This is a genomic window from Vibrio diazotrophicus, assembly GCF_038452265.1.
GTDB lineage: Bacteria > Pseudomonadota > Gammaproteobacteria > Enterobacterales > Vibrionaceae > Vibrio > Vibrio diazotrophicus.
The window spans coordinates 511,469-527,333 of the sequence record NZ_CP151843.1; the positions used below are offsets into that span (position 1 = coordinate 511,469).

A 15,865-nucleotide genomic window follows, 5' to 3' on the forward strand; every position below is an offset into this window, starting at 1 on the left:
GCAATGCAGTGCGTGGCTTGTGAAATGACTGCGTCAATATCAGCGATTTCACAAGCAACATCAGGCATTATTTTTTACGGCAGTACTCAGCAATAATGTACATTGACTGACCGTTAGCTTTACCAGAAATAAGTTTAGGATCATCAGCTAAGCTAATACCGCGTACCACTGTACCTTGCTTAATCACTTGAGATGAACCTTTAATAGGTAGGTCTTTAATGATTGTGACGTCGTCACCTTTCTTAAGTTCTACACCGTTAACATCGCGTGGTTTCTCTGCGTCATCGTCCATGCCGATTGCAGCCCAGTTTGCGATTTCTTCTTCCATGTACATCATGTCTAGAAGATCTTGTGCCCAGCCTTCAGTCGCCGTCAGACGTTTAAGCTGACGCCATGCAAGCACTTGTACAGGTGGTACTTGGCTCCACATACTGTCATTCAGACAACGCCAGTGATTCGCATCTGCCGTCCCTGGTTCTTCGATTTGACTCTTACAAGTCTCGCAAAGCATCGCAGAGTGATCTACGGTAACTTGTGTATGTGGCGCAACCACAAACGGAGTTAAAGAAGTTTCAGCAGAGCATAGCTCACATTTAGATTCGCAGCGTTCAAGCAAAGTTGCTTCAGTAGACATATTACCCACCTTTGTAAATTTCGTGAGGGCGTATTATCCACTTTATGCACAGGATTTAAAGGGTTATTGATACAATCTACAAATATCATATACATATAACCTATAGTTTTACGTTTATCTTACAAATGGCATAATCGCGCTCCAAGTTAAACTAAGAGTAGAACAGATTTGTGGAACTATTAAACACGGAATTACTCGGTCACCCTCTTCGTCTCGAAGGCTCCATGGCTGGATGGCAGCAATTGTTTTGGAACAATACCTTGGTCTCACAACGGGAAGCCCAAGTTGATGATTCGACTACAATCAATCATCACTTTAAGCTGCAAAGAGGCGAGCAGGTCATTGAATGTCGGCTCGAGGTGGATTTAACATGGCAACCTTTTAGTCTCAACTATCGCGTATTGGTTGATGAGCAGCTTGTTGAAGAGAGCGTCAGAACGGAAAAGGACATCGAGCGACAGGTTCCGTTTACGCCGCCACCTGCTGAAAAACGCTTTAGTCTGATTGGTATCGTATCGCTTGGTATGAAAGCCCTGAAAAGTGCCAAGTTGATTAAAGTGGTGCTCGCTTCAGCAAGCCTCGCTGCATATTCTTGGTTGTTCTCTTATCAGTTTGCGTTGGCTTTAATCCTATGCTTAGTGTTTCATGAATACGGTCATGTAAAGGCAATGAAGTATTTTGGTATGCGTACCAAAGGTATTTACTTAGTTCCGTTTTTGGGTGGGCTTGCACTGAGTGACGAAAAGATAAACACGCGTTGGCAAGATGTGGTTATCTCGATTATGGGGCCTTGCTTTGGTTTCATACTGTCGCTGATTTTGTTAGTCGTCTATTGGATAACAGGAAGTCAGTTATGGGCTGCTCTGGCTGTGTTTAACGCGTTCTTAAACCTGTTTAATCTGTTGCCTATATTGCCTTTAGATGGCGGGCACGTATTAAAGAGCATTAGCTTTTCGATGAACAGCCGAGTGGGGATGCTGATCTGTATTGTGGCTATTATTGGCGGTATTGCGCTTAGCTATGCATTGGGACTAACCTTGCTGGGATTCCTGCTTATCATGGGGTCACTGGATTTGGCATTCGAATGGAAACACAGGCATCAAAGCCATCTATTACCTTTAGATAGATATGGGCAGATTGTTTCCTCTGTCTGGTATATAGGATTATTGATAGGCTTAATCAGTATTATTGTGGGCTTTGCGACTACCGGTGACACCTTGCTCAGCTTACCGCTATTAATACTTGGAACATAAAGCTTGAGGAAGAGAATCTAGAACTCATATCAGAAAGGGAGCATTTGCTCCCTTTTCTATATTTGGCAATTTGGACTCTTAGCGCTGCTTGCAGGTAATGTTTGTATTTTATTCGCCAACTCTTGAATTCGAGTGCTGTGCGATGGGTGAGTAGACAGTAGTTCTGGTGGTGCACTTCCACCCGAAGCTTTTGCCATGTTTTTCCACAAATCAATACTCTGTTTTGGGTCAAAACCAGCTTTAGACATCAGTTCTAAACCAACAATGTCAGCTTCGGATTCTTGCGTTCTTCCATAAGGAAGCAGAACACCATATTGAACACCGACACCAAGCGCAGCCATGGTTAATTCACGGTATTGAGAATACTCAGAAGCACCAAGTGCAATATCTGTTATCTGTAGTCCCGCATTGGCGAGCTGTGATTGTGACAAACGCTCATTACTATGATCCGCTAGGACGTGGGCAACTTCATGGCCTATAACGGTAGCCAACTGATCCTGATTAACCGCAACCTTCAATAACCCTGTGTAGACACCTATTTTACCCCCAGGTAGCGCAAAAGCATTGACTTGGTCACTGTCAAAAACCACCACTTCCCATTGAGAAAAGTTTGGTTGTTTCGGTACATAAGCGGTAATGGTATTTGCTACGCACTGCACATAAGCATTGGTTTTAGCATCTTTACTAATAGGTGTATCGATTTTCATCTGTTCAAATGACTTTGCTCCTAAACTGCTCATATCTTGATCAGAAAAAAGGATCAATTGATTTCGCCCAGTAGGAGACGAGCTACAGGCGGCTAAACCGAGTGAAGTAAAGAGCAAGGAAGCTTTTATTATCTTATTCATCGTTCGTTCCCAGTCATAAATAATAGGGTTATAGTATCAATCCAAATCTTTACCACTACAATACTAAATCTTTAAATCGATTCAGGGCGTTACGATGGAAATATGGAAGAAACCAATAAGCTTAGAGATCCTCAATGCAAGCAACAAAAATACACTAATGGAACATCTCAATATTGTGTATACCGCTTTTACTGAGAATACGGTTACTGCAACCATGCCCGTTTGTCATTTTACTCATCAACCTTTAGGCATGTTGCACGGTGGCGCCTCAGTCGTCTTAGCAGAGACTTTGGGTTCAGTAGCGGCAAACTTCGCTGTGGATAATGAGAGTTATTGTGTCGGTTTAGACATTAACGCAAACCACATTCGTTCGATGCGTTCAGGGCATGTTATCGGTACTGCTCATCCAGTACATATTGGTGTTTCAACCCAAGTCTGGCAAATCAATATTACAGATGATCGCGAACGTTTAGTTTGTACAAGCCGTCTGACTATTGCGGTAAAGAAAATGCGCAATGAACGCCAGCAATTGCGTACAGAGGAATAAATGGTTATTGAATTCAAATTCGGTAAAATTATCGCCACTCAGCACGAAATTGTGATTCGTCTCGACGGTGAACATCGTGTCACTCTACAAGCGAGCACGGATGCGGTTCAACTGCTAGGCAATGGGGCAAATGTCATTGTGGTTAATTGCAGTGAAGCTAAATGGTCAATGAAACTGGATAATCAAACACAGTTGGAGCAACTTGCTGAATGTTTAGGTTGTTCTATTCACTAAAATTATTATCAACTCACTTGCATCAATAATTGAAAATAGGGAAACTCACTGAAAGTTTGAGTTATGTGAGATTTCCTCTTTATGAGTAGCCCCCGCTTAAGAGTTCAGTTCGAAACATTGTTTGAGCACTTCAATGGTCAAGATGCCAATGCTCAGCTTGAAGATGTCGTTGATATTCTGTTTTGTACACGCCGAAATGCGCGAATAGTACTTAATAAAATGGAAGAAGAAGGTTGGATAGAATGGCATCCAGCGGCAGGACGAGGAAAACTATCCAAACTCATATTTAAGCGAAGTAGGGCTGACGTCAGTGAAAATCTTGCTCGGCGATATCTTGATGAAGGTAAAATTGCTCAGGCTTTTTCTGTACTTGACCATGATGCCAGCAAGTTAACTCAAGTGATTCAAAGCTACCTTGGCGTTCAGCACCAAGAAGGGCTTCAAGTTGTTCGACTTCCTTACTATCGTCCGCTTTCGGTGCTTAATCCATTAAAACCAATGCGTCGCTCGGAGCAGCATATTGCTCGTCAAATTTATAGTGGCTTAACCCGCTTTGACGAAGCAGAACAGCTAAAACCCGATTTGGCCCACGCCTGGCAACCTATTACACCTCAGCATTGGCGGTTTTACTTGCGCCCGGGAGTCCGTTTCCACAATGGGAATCTTTTGACGACAGAAATGGTTGTTGAAAGCTTATGGAATCTTCGCTTCGTTAATCTATTTTCACACATCGATAAAGTTGAATCGCCGGCGGACTGCATTGTCGATATCTGGTTACAGAAACCTGATACTCGCTTACCGTTGCTGTTAGCAGAATGTTGTGCAAAGGTGCTTATACCTGAATCGGAGCGTGGAGAAAACTTTGATTTGCTGCCTATTGGTACTGGACCGTATAAGGTTGTGTTGAACGACGAAAAACGACTTGTCCTGCAAGCTTTTGACAACTATTTCGGATTTCGCCCCTTGCTTGACCGCGTTGAGGTATGGGTCATTGATGAAACACATTCGTCGATGGTCTTTCCCAGCCTTTCTAATCCCGTTAAAAATAAAAGGGGCTCATCGACTGAAGATGTAGATTTAGACCCTGGCTGCACTTATTTGCTGCTCAACCGTCGCGATGGTATTGCCGCAGATGAAACATGGGCTGAATACTTGTGTCACAAATTAAGCGCAATGAACTTGTTTAAGTTGATGCCTGAACAAAACATTGTGGAGCTAGGTGTATTGCCTGCTCACGGTCTGAAACCCGGCTGGTATCATCAAGTCCCTGTAAGTCACAGTGTCACACCTACTGAACCTAAGCGACTTACCGTTGCTTATCATGCTCAGCACCCAACGTTTCCTATGATTGCTAAAGCCATCGAACAACTTCTTAAGGAAGATGGTATCGGCGTTGATTTTATTAAATATGAACTCACGGTTGAAAATGCCAGAGAAGTGGATATTTGGATTAAGCCGATGGGGATTGCTAGTCATAGAGATGATGCCTTAGCCGGATGGCTTCTTAATGATTCTGATATTGAACATTTGAGCCGACCAGACGATTTCCGTAGGTGGTCGGGTTTAATTGACCAATGGCGTGCTGAATCGCAAGCAAACTTTCCGGGCAAAGAGATTGGTAAGTCTCTTGTAGAATCACGACAGGTTATTCCGATGTTTCACTGTTGGTTGGGTGTCAGCAAGGACCAATGTGGTTCATTGCAGAATGCTAAATGTAACGCTTTAGGCTGGTTTGATTTTAGTCAGGTATGGGTTAAGCCTGAATTTGAGTCTGGCTTTGCTGAGTAGAGTTCGAAATGGCAAAACCTAACAAAAAACAACCAGAAAAAAGTGTCGATATCTATTGCAGCAAATGCCGCACCCAACTATTTAAGTACAAGAAAGGTGGCAAAGGGGCACTAGTAAAATGCTTCAAAGAGCGGATCGTACAAAACTACGTAACAGAAGCGTGTAAATGTCCAAATTGTGCCAGTGAATTTGCTCGGGAATGTATGATAAGGGGCGCTCCAGCCTACAAAATTATCGGTGGGAAAGTCACAACAAAGTAGTCCTTTCGCATGATTTTTATTTCGCTAAAAAGGTTAAGAAAGCGAATGAAAATTTAAATTTTTTAACAGAAATGTACGGAAATTGATCAAGGTCGATAAAATCGTTAATTTTTGTTCTTATGAGTAGATTAAGTTCATATAAGTGTTAGAATTGCGCCGTTAAATTTATTAGGCCAAATCATTTTCAATTTCTTGGAGTTGTCATGGAATTAGCGCTAATCATCACTTTTATCGTCGCGGCTTTAGTCATGGTGAAAAAAGAGATGGCAGAAAACAAATAATTTATCGCATTTACATCACTTTTCTATACCTTTTTGAATGCAATAAATCACTATCATGAAGCCAGCTTTAGCTGGCTTCATTCGTTCTAGCCTCAGTAAAACAACTTCTTAAGTATAATTTCTAAGAAAATGTCGCTAATATCGATCCGTCATTCATTTATGTAATCTATAAGAGATTTGCAAACTCATCTGCGGATTGACTTAGAGTTTTACTTTTAGAATAAGGATATCGTTTTGCACAGCCCTATTACTCTTGAAGCCCTGCATATTCTCGATGCAATTGATAGAAGAGGTAGTTTCGCATCTGCTGCTAATGAACTGAATAGAGCGCCTAGCTCTTTGAGTTATCAGATTCAAAAGCTGGAGCAAGACCTAGATATCATGATCTTTGACCGTTCTGGACATAAAGCCAACTTCACTGAAGCAGGCAAGCTGCTTTTAGAGCGAGGTAGGGCAATTCTTTCTGCGACCGAAAAACTGGTTAATGATGCGACTCTGTTGGCCAACGGATGGGAGCTCGATATTACCGTCGCTTTCGATGGCATTATTCCTGTCGCTTGCTTTTTCCCTATGGTTGAAGAATTAGGCAATGTGAGTAAGACGCGCATCAGGCTACAAGAAGAAATTCTTGCTGGTTGCTGGGAATCTCTAGCAACAGATCGCTCGGATATACTTGTCTGTCCAAAAGTGGATACGCTACCTCAAGATGTTAAATCTGAAACTCTAGGCACTATGTCTATGGTATGGGTTGCTGCAACTCACCACTATGTTCATAAACGAAGTGGTGAATTTAATGAAGAAGCAAGGCAAAAGTATCGCGTCATTGCTATTGCCGACACGGCAAGAGATCAGCCTGCGATGAGTGTGAATATTCTTCAGAAGCAGCCTCGTTTAACGGTTACGAATTTTAATGCTAAATGTCAGGCGCTGGTGGAAGGTCTAGGCATTGGGTCTTTGCCAAAACATGTCGCTGAGCCTTTGATTAAAGAAGGTAAGCTAAAAATCATCAGCGGTACTCAGGCATGGGATATGGAACTGATCATGGCGTGGCGAAGAAATAAGATTGGCGAAGCTAAATCTTGGTGTATTAAATACCTCAAGAAAAATTGGAAGCTCGTTTAAGATCGACACTAGGTAATAGGATCTTAATGATCCTATTGCCCGTTTTATTATGATTCAGGGTTGAGAGGCAACACCATATCAGCCGTACCATCTTCAAAGTGCACATCAACCTCAAAGCCTAATCTTTGAGCCAGCGTTAACATTCCTCGGTTGGTTGGCATTGTCATGCCAGACATTTGCTTCGTGCCTTTAGCCTTACAGTAATCGATGATTCTACTCATCAATATTTTCCCAAGGCCTTTTCCTTTTACATCGGTACGAATGAGTATTGCAAATTCCGCATCGGTGTTTTCTGGGTTGATCAACGCTCTAGATACGCCAATGATTTCTTCTTTGGTTCCGTCTTTGATTACGGCGACAAAAGCCATCTCTCTGTCGTAATCAATCTGGGTTAAATTCGCTAAAGCTTCATGGTTAAACTCGCCAACATCTGAGAAGAAACGTTTATACAAATCTTCTTTGCTGACTTTTTTGATGAATTCCGCGTGATGCGGTTCATCTTCCGGAAGAATTGGCCTTACAGTGATGAGCTCTCCATCTTTAGCCCTGCATTCTTCAACTAATTCTGTGGGGTAAGGGCGTATAGCTAGTCGGCTTTGTGCATCACCTTTAAATTTCTTCAAGGTTAAGTCGGCATCAAGTATGGTGAATTGGTTACCGTTTACCAGTACAGGATGAATATCCAATTCAAAGACTTGAGGACATTCAACTACCATCTGTGAAATACGCACAAGAAACTCAGAAAGCCCGTTAATATCAATCGGTACAGGAAGCTTTTGCAGACGAATCTTCCCACTGCGAATAGCACGCACAATAAGGTAACGCGCAAGAGTCATGTTTAGTGGAGGAAGCGCTGCCGCAGCATCCGTAGCTTCATTCCATTCTGAACCACCCTGACCAAGCAAAATGACAGGGCCAAAAGTACTATCGTGCTTAACTTTGATTCTTAACTCTTCACCGCCAGCAAGTTTCGCCATGCCTTGAACAAGTAGGCCATGGATATTGGCTGAGGGGTAGTGAAGCTGCGCTCGGTCAAATATAGCCTCAGCTGCACTGGATACTTCATGTGATGTTCTTAGGTTCAGCATCACGCCTTGAACATCTGATTTATGTGCGATATCCGGAGATCGCAATTTTACGGCTACGGGATAGCCGATCGTTTCTGCAATATGGACAGCTTCACTCGCATCACTTGCGATCCATGTGGGTAGTAGATTGAAGTTGAAACATTTCAGAAAGTTACCGATTTGATGGGTATCTAGATGTAGCTTATCGTTATTGTCTAAATGTTCATCAATCCACAATTTAGCCGCATTGACCTCGGACACGTGCACAGCCTCAGAGGTTGTTGGTGTCTCCATCAGCTGTTTTTGGTTTCTTCGGTATTCAACCAAATGCATGAAGGCCACTACAGCACTTTCAGGAGTTCTGTATGTTGGAATACCTGCTTGGTTAAATAATTGCCTTGCTGGTCTCGCAGTGAGTTCACCGGACCAGTTCGTCAGAATGTTAAACCGTCTTGCTCTTGGATGAGATTTAACTATGTCTATGATCGCTTGAGCGGTTTGTTCTGATTGTGCAATGGCTGAAGGGCTGTGCATGATCAAAATGGCATCTGCGTTATCACTATCCAACACCGCTTTTAACGCGTTGATATAGCGGTTATGATCCGCGTCGCCTACGATATCGATGGGGTTTCCGTGTGACCAGCTTTGCGGCAGGCACTGGTTCAATGCTTCGTAAACAGAATCTTCTAGTTCAGCTAAACGTCCACCGTGATCTAACAATGTATCGGTTGCCATGATTGCTGGACCACCACCGTTGGTGATAATGGCAAGTCGTTCACCGCGTAATGGTACTGAGTGGGTTAAGGTTTCTACAGCGGCAAATAATTCATGGGTATTGTTTACTCTCAACATACCTGTGCGGCGAATTGCCGAATCGTAAATGATATCGAGCGTATCATCTCCGCCAGTATGCATTTGTGCCGCTTTCTTACCGGCTTTTGTTCTGCCGCCTTTTAAAACAAGTATTCTTCTATTGCGTGATGCGGCCCTTGCGGCAGACATAAACCGTCTGGCGTCTCTGATCGTATCCACGTACAACAAAATTGCGTCGGTATGTTTGTCAGTACTGAGGCAATCGAGTAAATCTGCGAAATCTATGTCTGTTGCATTCCCCAAAGATACAAATGCAGAGAAGCCAATTTGTTTGTCGTTAGCCCAGTCAAGGATCGTTGTACAGACAGCGGCAGATTGAGAAATAAAAGCGATATTGCCCTTAGTTGCTGTGACAGGTGAAAAAGATCCGTTGAAATTTGCCCAAGGTAAAATTAAGCCCAGGCTATTAGGGCCTAATATACGCATACCCGACTGTTTTGCTATTTCATTACATTGAGCTTGTATCTCAAAACCTTGTGCGTCCAAAGTGTACATATCAGACGATAATACAATGACATTTGCGACTCCGAGGTCAGCTAATTGCCTTATTATGGACACATTACGGCTGGCATGAGTGCATAGAATGGCGATGTCTGGCACCAAGGGAAGTGAAGCAATAGTTTTGTAGGCCAGAACACCACACACCGAAGGATAGTAGGGAGTAACGGGCATAATGGCTCCGTCAAATCCGCCCTGAAGAAGGTTCTTCATAACGATGTTGCCAGAGCGAAAAGGGCGAATAGATGCACCAATTACAGCGACTGATTGAGGTTTAAGCAACTGACTTAAATTGTTCATGATAATCTCGCCATAAATTGACTGTGCTTATATCCTAACCAATTAATGATATATCTGTTTGCGTATTTAGTATCACTGTGATCATAACAGCACAGTTCAAAGGCTACTTTGTGTTCTAAATCACACGTTACCGTTATATATTAGTGGCCTAAGCTTGATTCTAGGCGCCTCAATCGGCATGATTTAATTAATTACAATCAGAGCGTTAATAATTCCATGAAAAAAATTTCAATAGTAGGCTTGTCAGCAATTTTAGCTGCATGTTCATCAGGTTCATATACCACTGATGTCACTTCAGAAAGTCACCGCGAAGATTACAATGTCGCTACAGTTCAACAGCCTGTTGTCTCTGATTCAGGCATGGCGACAGGTATTACAGAATCAAACGTAGCGCCTCAGGCCATTCAAACAGCTCCACAACCGGTGGAAAAGAAAGTGGTTAAGATGAGTCCTAAAAACGCTATGGTTTCTATCACTCCACCTACGGCAAAACAAGTTGCGATGAATCCTCGCTACGGATACACAATTCAAGTTGTCGCTGTTGGCAGCCAAAATAAAGTCGACCAATTTGCTAGCAAATTGCCAAAAGATGGTCAGCCAATTTGGGAAAACTACAAAGTAGTCAATGGTACTAAGTGGTACACGATTCTTTTTGGTGATTATGCAACGCGTCAAGAAGCAGTAAAGGCTATCTCTGAGCTGCCTGCAGACTTCCAATCTTTGAAGCCGTTTGCGAAAAGTATCGACTCTATCAAGAATTCAGAATTTCCAACGCTTAACAAGTTGAATTAAGCGTTGCTGATTAAATGTGAAGGGGCATTTTTGCCCCTTTTGACTGTTATCTAAGCAGTTAATTCAAACAGTTGCTAATAACGGTGTAAGTTCCACTTGAATTTACTATGATAGACGAGCAATTTACTCAAAGATGTCACGGATATATCAATGACAAAGACAACAATCCTTCTTTTATGCGGCGGCGGATCTTCAGAGCATGCTGTATCTCTTGTTTCTGCTAATTATCTGCAGCAGCAATTAGCATTAACTCCTGAATTCGAAGTCATTCGTGTCGAAATGAATCAAGATGGTTGGTTCGCAGAAAACAACGAGCTCGTTTATTTAGATACCAATACCGCGACACTAAATAGTGACAGCTTCGTGAAGAAAGTGGATTTTGTCGTTCCATGTATTCATGGGTATCCGGGCGAGACGGGTGATATTCAGTCAATGCTAGAATTGGCAGGAATCCCTTATCTGGGTTGTGCTCCTGAAGCCAGCAGCAATAGCTTCAACAAAATCACTTCTAAGCTATGGTATGACGCATTAGGCATTCCAAATACGCCTTATTTATTCTTAACTGAGAACACTCAAGAGTCCTATGATCTCGCAAAAAAAGCGTTCAATAAATGGGGTAAAGTGTTTATCAAAGCAGCCCGTCAGGGATCATCAGTCGGCTGTTACAAGGTCACAAAGACTGAAGATATAGCAGGCGCCGTAGATGCTGCATTTGGTTATTCGGAGCAGGTTCTAGTCGAAAAAGCTGTGAAACCTCGTGAGCTTGAAGTGGCGGCGTACGAGATTAATGGTGAATTGCACATTTCTCAACCAGGTGAAATCATTGCGCCAGAGGATGCTTTCTATACCTATGAAGAAAAATACAGTGTGGACAGCCACTCAACTACAGAAGTAGAAGCGAAAAATCTTACAGATGAACAGCGCCAAGTTATCCATCAAAGTGCTGTAAAAGTGTTTAAACATATGAAGTTAAGACACCTTTCACGCATCGATTTTTTCCTTACTTCAGAAGGGGATGTGTATTTAAATGAAGTCAATACATTCCCAGGAATGACGCCAATTTCAATGTTTCCTAAAATGCTAGAGCACAACGGTCATAAGTTTTCCGACTTTTTGGCTCAGTGTGTAAAGAGTTCTCTTATTCCCAAGGCTTAAATGAGAAAAATTTAAGCTTCTCTTGTTCAGCTGTGCCTTTATTACCTACATATTGGTATGGCATAGCTGGACTAAGCCATCTTCCAAACTCCTGAATTTCTTTGATTTTATAGCCTTGTTCAGACAATTCCTGAACAGCACCAACTCTCGCTGATTGGCCAGAGAATTTAAGTTCTGGTTTACCGAGTAAAGTACCAGCATTTCTTAGAATTCGAAATATCGAAGAATCATTGAGAATATTGTTTGCAACGTTACCGTGTTTATCTATCGACCGAAAAACATAATTGCTATCACGAGTGACTATTTTTAGCCATTTGTTCAAACAATTTGTTGCGTTTCGGGAGAGTTGGTAATGAGATTGTCCAAATGATAAAACCAAATATTCATTATTAGTTTCGATCTGGCTGAACGTTAGGCTTTTCAGTTCGGAGCGCTTCAAGGCACATTCAAACATCACATGGTAAATCGCTAAATCTCTGATCTCTTTTACCGACTTAGAAGTTGAATAGCTTGAATATAACGCTTCTAAGTGAACACTGGTAAAACTCGTTGCTTGTTCTTCGTCTCCCTTTTTATTAAGCCGAAGAGCCATAAGTGATTGTCTTACCTGTGGATTATTTGTAGGGTCTTTTAGCGCCAACAAGCGATGAATTAGACCAATAGTGACACTGTAGCGTCTTATCGAGCTATATTTACGCACTTTAGCTTCAGATTCGAGAAATAAGCGAGTAGCTGTGACTGAAGCGGGAAGTGCCATAACAGACTTACTTTGGCAGAAACTCACAAACAAATTCCAATCATTCTTTAGCGCTAACAGAGAGTTATGTGCATAAGAATGTTGTGTTAGGTCATTCATTTGTTCTAGACTTACCGTCTTATTAAACTCGGTAAGCTTATGTTTTAGAATGTTTTGATCTGTGACGCAAGTTAGCTTTTTTTTCATCTTAAGGCACTATAACTTAAGCATTTGTTAAATAATATACTTGATAACCAGGCATATACAATTATTATTTAGTTAATACATCAATATGAGCAGATTAAAGTATGGCTAATGCGAGTTATAGAGGTTTCACTCTTCAGACAGCTAAACAGTCCGCAGATATATGGCAGGTTCGAATCAAGAACCATGTCCTGTCTGGTAACTTAGCCGCTGTAAAAAAAAGCATCGACTGGTGGTGTGATACTGCATCATTAATTGACCCTAGTGAATTTGAGTCTGTAGGTAAAGCAAGAGAAGTCCAGGGCTCAAAAGAAGAGAACTTTAATGGGTTCACCTTAAAGAACGATACTGGGCAAGCTAACGGTTGGTACTGCTTTTTTAATGGACGTTTAATTAAAGGCTCTAAATTGGCGTTACAAAAACATATTGAAGCACACTTATTGGCAAAACAAAGAGCAGCAGCTCAGCAGAGAAAGTAGTATGACTCTAGTATATTCGACCGAGACTGGTCGTATTAAGCAGGAACCTGAAAAAGTTGAACGACCTAAAGGAGATGGCATTGTTCGAATTCACCGTGAAACAAAAGGCCGAAAAGGAAAAGGCGTAAGCATTGTTAAAGGGCTAGATCTAGATGATGCGCCACTAAAATTGTTGGCAGCAGAGCTTAAAAAAATATGTGGATGTGGCGGTTCAGTCAAAGATGGTGAAATTGAAATTCAGGGTGATATGCGCGATAAAATTAAAGCACACCTTGAGAAAAAAGGTATGAAAGTAAAACTTGCTGGTAGTTAATTTTTTGCCTCTTTAAATCTAGTAAAGAAAACTTCATGGTTAAAATTCTTTACTAGATTTCAGTCAATAGGTAAGTCATTTTAGCCTAATAATCTGGAGTCATCAAAAGTTATTGAGTTACTAAATTAGCAATATTCAATAACTTTCCATTTCTAAGAGAAGTAGCGGAATAGACCATATTCTTACTGCTTAAATTGTCGTCAATAAGCTTTTCCATTCGTTTAGGCGTCCGTAATACTGCTCATGTGGCAATTTGACAAGAGAACCTTCGTGTTCTGCAATCAGTGTTGGATATCCAGACACCGACAAAGTTTGCATTAATGAATGACAATGACTGATGTTATCTTCAAGTAATGTATGGCTAGAATTCGCGACCATTAATTCAAGCCATACGGTAATATCAATATCGAACTGACTCATTATATTTTGTAGTTCTTCTAGCTTATAGACTTCCACTCCTTGAACATAATGAGCGTGTTGAATCGCTTTTAGTGCTCTAAAGCTGCTTACACCAAGAGATTCCGCAATCAGAATAGCCTTGATAGGTAAGTATGAGTCAACAATAAAATGTTCACTGTCCCTTAGGCGCGAAATGTAGCTTTCACCAAACTCAACACCAGTCAAAGCCGCAATTCTAGGGTCTGCATTCATGATGTGTTGCTTAAATTGTTCAGAAATACTTCTTTTTTCAATCATTCCACCTGGATGAAAAATTAATTTCATCGATGGATTTTCTTCTATTGCTTGAATTAAAGCTGTAGCTCCGTAACACCAACCGCACATAGGGTCATAGAAATAGTGAATATTAGTCATATTGTCGCTTCCAAATGATGTTTTCATTAATATGCTTACTAATATATTAAATTGATAAGTTCAGAAAAATATCTAATTATAGACATCAGTGTTTCATAAAACGTACTAATCACATGGATAGATTAAAAGCCGCAAGAGTGTTCATTGATGTCGCACAATCAGGTAGCTTTACTATGACAGCGGACAGACTGAGTATGTCACGACCCATGGTTACCCGTTATATAGAGTCGATGGAAGAGTGGCTAAACGTTCGGTTGCTACATCGCACAACGAGAAAGGTGACTTTAACGTCAGCAGGCAAAAACTGTTTAATGCAGGTGGAAAGCTGGCTTCTTGCCGGCGAAGAACTTGCAGATATTACTCACTCTGGTTCATCAGATTCTCTAAAAGGCAGAATAAAAGTTTCAACCAGTATGTCTTTTGGATTTTCCCAGTTAGTACCAGCCACAAAGCTCTTTATGGACAATTATCCAGATATAGTTGTAGATATTAATGTCGAAGATACAGTCACTGATCTGGTTGAGCAGCAGATAGACTTAGCGATAAGAATCTCTTCAAATCCTGATCCTTCCTTGATTGGTAAACCAATTGGTGATTGCCAATCGGTTTTAGTCGCTTCACCAGAATATATCGCTGAGCATACGACAATTATTAACCCAAGAGATTTGTTGAGTCACAAATGTCTTGGTTATAAACATTTCGAACAACATGTATGGCATTTAAGCTATGGTGAACAGCATGAGTCTATTGAAATTGAACCTTGCTTATCTGCAAATGAGGCTACAGTACTATTGCATGCTGCAAAGTGTGGGATGGGGGTGACACTTCAACCTACGTATCTAGTTTCTTCAGAGATAGAATCGGGTTCACTGGTTCATGTTTTACCTGATTGGCAACCAAGCAAGCTCAAGATTTACGCTTTGTATTCATCGAGAAAATATTTATCTCAAGCTGTCAGGGCTTATATCGATTTTATCTCAGAGTACTTTTCAAAGCATCGATGGTAGCGCAAACAATGAATGCCTAAAAGCCGGCATGAATTAAACCGATGCGTATCAATGAAATCTCATCAGTTATAGAAAGGTTTACATCCTAATAACTACATTTTTAATCACAGATGATAAATGTAGTTATTAGGTATTTTATGGTAAATGCCAGTTATGTAAAATGCAGAGGGAACAGAGTAGTTATCGGTGCAATACAGGTACGCTATTCGATCCTAGAAAACCACATTTAACATAACATACATAATGCGCACTTAGGTATGAGCTATTTTAAAATGTCCTATGCGGATGTTTTCCTTAATCCAATGTCTAACGGCTTGTCTTCTAAGGCTTCCAGTATCATTCCAAAGCGCTTTAGCTCTAAGCCGCCAAAGTTATTCACGGCGTAACTTGAACTGTGTGGCGTGTAACTTCCTGCTGCGTATGGCTCTTGGTCTTTCTCAAGCGTCAGTTTCATTTCGACTGGGAACTTACCACCTAGATGCGCGTAAGCGATTTGTTCGTAGATGATTCGCCCTGGGCGATCTTCTTTGCTTGGTATGTTTCGAGTTTCAACGCGAACGTTTTCTGGGAAGATTTCGATTTTAAGCATGTGTTATTCCTCGTGTCGTCATCGTTCTGCATGCGTGCCCGCGCGTCTGCGACACACAATGCACACATTTCA

The 15,865-nt window shown here is 41.4% G+C and carries 17 protein-coding genes; 11 read left to right on the top strand and 6 right to left on the bottom strand.

What is annotated here, in order from left to right; translation table 11 throughout:
* Positions 1-67 precede the first annotated feature (67 nt).
* Positions 68-634: a PhnA domain-containing protein gene (locus AAGA51_RS17615; RefSeq protein WP_042487128.1), complete on the bottom strand. Its 567-nt coding sequence runs from the start codon at positions 632-634 to the stop codon at positions 68-70.
* A 170-nt stretch (positions 635-804) separates the two neighbouring features.
* Between AAGA51_RS17615 and AAGA51_RS17620 the strand changes: the two genes are divergently transcribed.
* Positions 805-1,887 (top strand): metalloprotease, encoded by a 1,083-nt coding sequence (locus tag AAGA51_RS17620; RefSeq protein ID WP_042487126.1) that lies wholly within the window; start codon positions 805-807, stop codon positions 1,885-1,887.
* 56 nt (positions 1,888-1,943) lie between these two features.
* Here AAGA51_RS17620 and AAGA51_RS17625 read toward each other — a convergent pair whose 3' ends face one another.
* Positions 1,944-2,735, bottom strand: a complete 792-nt coding sequence (locus tag AAGA51_RS17625; RefSeq protein ID WP_042487123.1) for a M48 family metallopeptidase — start codon at positions 2,733-2,735, stop codon at positions 1,944-1,946.
* A 94-nt stretch (positions 2,736-2,829) separates the two neighbouring features.
* Between AAGA51_RS17625 and AAGA51_RS17630 the strand changes: the two genes are divergently transcribed.
* The 5 genes from AAGA51_RS17630 (at position 2,830) to AAGA51_RS17650 (ending at position 6,967) form a co-directional block, all read left to right on the top strand.
* The gene (locus tag AAGA51_RS17630; RefSeq protein WP_042487121.1) at positions 2,830-3,282 is read left to right on the top strand and encodes a hotdog fold thioesterase; all 453 of its coding nucleotides are present in this window, start codon (positions 2,830-2,832) and stop codon (positions 3,280-3,282) included.
* A complete protein-coding gene (locus tag AAGA51_RS17635; RefSeq protein WP_042487119.1) occupies positions 3,283-3,516 on the top strand; it encodes a DUF3389 domain-containing protein in 234 nt (77 codons plus the stop codon).
* A gap of 81 nt (positions 3,517-3,597) precedes the next feature.
* Complete coding sequence (locus AAGA51_RS17640) at positions 3,598-5,304, top strand: SgrR family transcriptional regulator (protein ID WP_042487117.1); 1,707 nt, start codon at positions 3,598-3,600, stop codon at positions 5,302-5,304.
* Positions 5,305-5,312: 8 nt separating this feature from the next.
* Positions 5,313-5,564 (top strand): hypothetical protein, encoded by a 252-nt coding sequence (locus tag AAGA51_RS17645; RefSeq protein ID WP_042487114.1) that lies wholly within the window; start codon positions 5,313-5,315, stop codon positions 5,562-5,564.
* Positions 5,565-6,079: 515 nt separating this feature from the next.
* Positions 6,080-6,967, top strand: coding sequence for a LysR family transcriptional regulator (locus AAGA51_RS17650; RefSeq protein ID WP_042487111.1), 888 nt, complete (start codon positions 6,080-6,082; stop codon positions 6,965-6,967).
* A 47-nt stretch (positions 6,968-7,014) separates the two neighbouring features.
* Here the strand turns inward: AAGA51_RS17650 and AAGA51_RS17655 are convergent, their stop codons facing one another.
* Positions 7,015-9,705, bottom strand: coding sequence for a bifunctional acetate--CoA ligase family protein/GNAT family N-acetyltransferase (locus AAGA51_RS17655; RefSeq protein ID WP_042487108.1), 2,691 nt, complete (start codon positions 9,703-9,705; stop codon positions 7,015-7,017).
* A 216-nt stretch (positions 9,706-9,921) separates the two neighbouring features.
* Here AAGA51_RS17655 and AAGA51_RS17660 point away from each other — a divergent pair, with 216 nt between their 5' ends.
* Positions 9,922-10,497, top strand: coding sequence for an SPOR domain-containing protein (locus AAGA51_RS17660; protein ID WP_042487105.1), 576 nt, complete (start codon positions 9,922-9,924; stop codon positions 10,495-10,497).
* Between the two features lie 150 nt (positions 10,498-10,647).
* Entirely contained in the window at positions 10,648-11,652 is a 1,005-nt protein-coding gene (locus AAGA51_RS17665) for a D-alanine--D-alanine ligase (RefSeq protein ID WP_042487102.1), read from the top strand.
* Here AAGA51_RS17665 and AAGA51_RS17670 read toward each other — a convergent pair.
* Entirely contained in the window at positions 11,636-12,595 is a 960-nt protein-coding gene (locus tag AAGA51_RS17670) for a tyrosine-type recombinase/integrase (protein ID WP_042487099.1), read from the bottom strand. The genes AAGA51_RS17665 and AAGA51_RS17670 overlap by 17 nt on opposite strands.
* Positions 12,596-12,696: 101 nt before the next feature.
* Here AAGA51_RS17670 and AAGA51_RS17675 point away from each other — a divergent pair, with 101 nt between their 5' ends.
* Together AAGA51_RS17675 and yciH are read left to right on the top strand one after the other, a co-directional pair.
* Positions 12,697-13,071 carry a DUF3319 domain-containing protein gene (locus AAGA51_RS17675; protein ID WP_042487098.1) on the top strand — a complete coding sequence of 125 codons (375 nt, stop codon included), beginning with the start codon at positions 12,697-12,699 and terminating at the stop codon, positions 13,069-13,071.
* A gap of 1 nt (position 13,072) precedes the next feature.
* Positions 13,073-13,384, top strand: a complete 312-nt coding sequence (gene yciH, locus AAGA51_RS17680; RefSeq protein WP_042487096.1) for a stress response translation initiation inhibitor YciH — start codon at positions 13,073-13,075, stop codon at positions 13,382-13,384.
* Positions 13,385-13,573: 189 nt separating this feature from the next.
* Here yciH and AAGA51_RS17685 read toward each other — a convergent pair whose 3' ends face one another.
* Positions 13,574-14,197: a DsbA family protein gene (locus AAGA51_RS17685; RefSeq protein WP_042487092.1), complete on the bottom strand. Its 624-nt coding sequence runs from the start codon at positions 14,195-14,197 to the stop codon at positions 13,574-13,576.
* 113 nt (positions 14,198-14,310) lie between these two features.
* Between AAGA51_RS17685 and AAGA51_RS17690 the strand changes: the two genes are divergently transcribed.
* Complete coding sequence (locus AAGA51_RS17690; RefSeq protein WP_042487089.1) at positions 14,311-15,204, top strand: LysR family transcriptional regulator; 894 nt, start codon at positions 14,311-14,313, stop codon at positions 15,202-15,204.
* A gap of 277 nt (positions 15,205-15,481) precedes the next feature.
* Here the strand turns inward: AAGA51_RS17690 and AAGA51_RS17695 are convergent, their stop codons facing one another.
* Positions 15,482-15,793 carry a single-stranded DNA-binding protein gene (locus AAGA51_RS17695; protein WP_042487086.1) on the bottom strand — a complete coding sequence of 104 codons (312 nt, stop codon included), beginning with the start codon at positions 15,791-15,793 and terminating at the stop codon, positions 15,482-15,484.
* Between the last annotated feature and the right edge of the window lie 72 nt (positions 15,794-15,865).

What these genes read in the sequence shown, in the direction of transcription:
- AAGA51_RS17615 (WP_042487128.1), bottom strand. Translation starts at nt 634, where the DNA reads ATGTCTACTGAAGCAACTTTGCTTGAACGCTGCGAATCTAAATGTGAG.
- AAGA51_RS17625 (WP_042487123.1), bottom strand. Translation starts at nt 2,735, where the DNA reads ATGAATAAGATAATAAAAGCTTCCTTGCTCTTTACTTCACTCGGTTTA.
- AAGA51_RS17630 (WP_042487121.1), top strand. Translation starts at nt 2,830, where the DNA reads ATGGAAATATGGAAGAAACCAATAAGCTTAGAGATCCTCAATGCAAGC.
- AAGA51_RS17635 (WP_042487119.1), top strand. Translation starts at nt 3,283, where the DNA reads ATGGTTATTGAATTCAAATTCGGTAAAATTATCGCCACTCAGCACGAA.
- AAGA51_RS17640 (WP_042487117.1), top strand. Translation starts at nt 3,598, where the DNA reads ATGAGTAGCCCCCGCTTAAGAGTTCAGTTCGAAACATTGTTTGAGCAC.
- AAGA51_RS17645 (WP_042487114.1), top strand. Translation starts at nt 5,313, where the DNA reads ATGGCAAAACCTAACAAAAAACAACCAGAAAAAAGTGTCGATATCTAT.
- AAGA51_RS17655 (WP_042487108.1), bottom strand. Translation starts at nt 9,705, where the DNA reads ATGAACAATTTAAGTCAGTTGCTTAAACCTCAATCAGTCGCTGTAATT.
- AAGA51_RS17660 (WP_042487105.1), top strand. Translation starts at nt 9,922, where the DNA reads ATGAAAAAAATTTCAATAGTAGGCTTGTCAGCAATTTTAGCTGCATGT.
- AAGA51_RS17665 (WP_042487102.1), top strand. Translation starts at nt 10,648, where the DNA reads ATGACAAAGACAACAATCCTTCTTTTATGCGGCGGCGGATCTTCAGAG.
- AAGA51_RS17670 (WP_042487099.1), bottom strand. Translation starts at nt 12,595, where the DNA reads ATGAAAAAAAAGCTAACTTGCGTCACAGATCAAAACATTCTAAAACAT.
- AAGA51_RS17675 (WP_042487098.1), top strand. Translation starts at nt 12,697, where the DNA reads ATGGCTAATGCGAGTTATAGAGGTTTCACTCTTCAGACAGCTAAACAG.
- yciH (WP_042487096.1), top strand. Translation starts at nt 13,073, where the DNA reads ATGACTCTAGTATATTCGACCGAGACTGGTCGTATTAAGCAGGAACCT.
- AAGA51_RS17685 (WP_042487092.1), bottom strand. Translation starts at nt 14,197, where the DNA reads ATGACTAATATTCACTATTTCTATGACCCTATGTGCGGTTGGTGTTAC.
- AAGA51_RS17690 (WP_042487089.1), top strand. Translation starts at nt 14,311, where the DNA reads ATGGATAGATTAAAAGCCGCAAGAGTGTTCATTGATGTCGCACAATCA.
- AAGA51_RS17695 (WP_042487086.1), bottom strand. Translation starts at nt 15,793, where the DNA reads ATGCTTAAAATCGAAATCTTCCCAGAAAACGTTCGCGTTGAAACTCGA.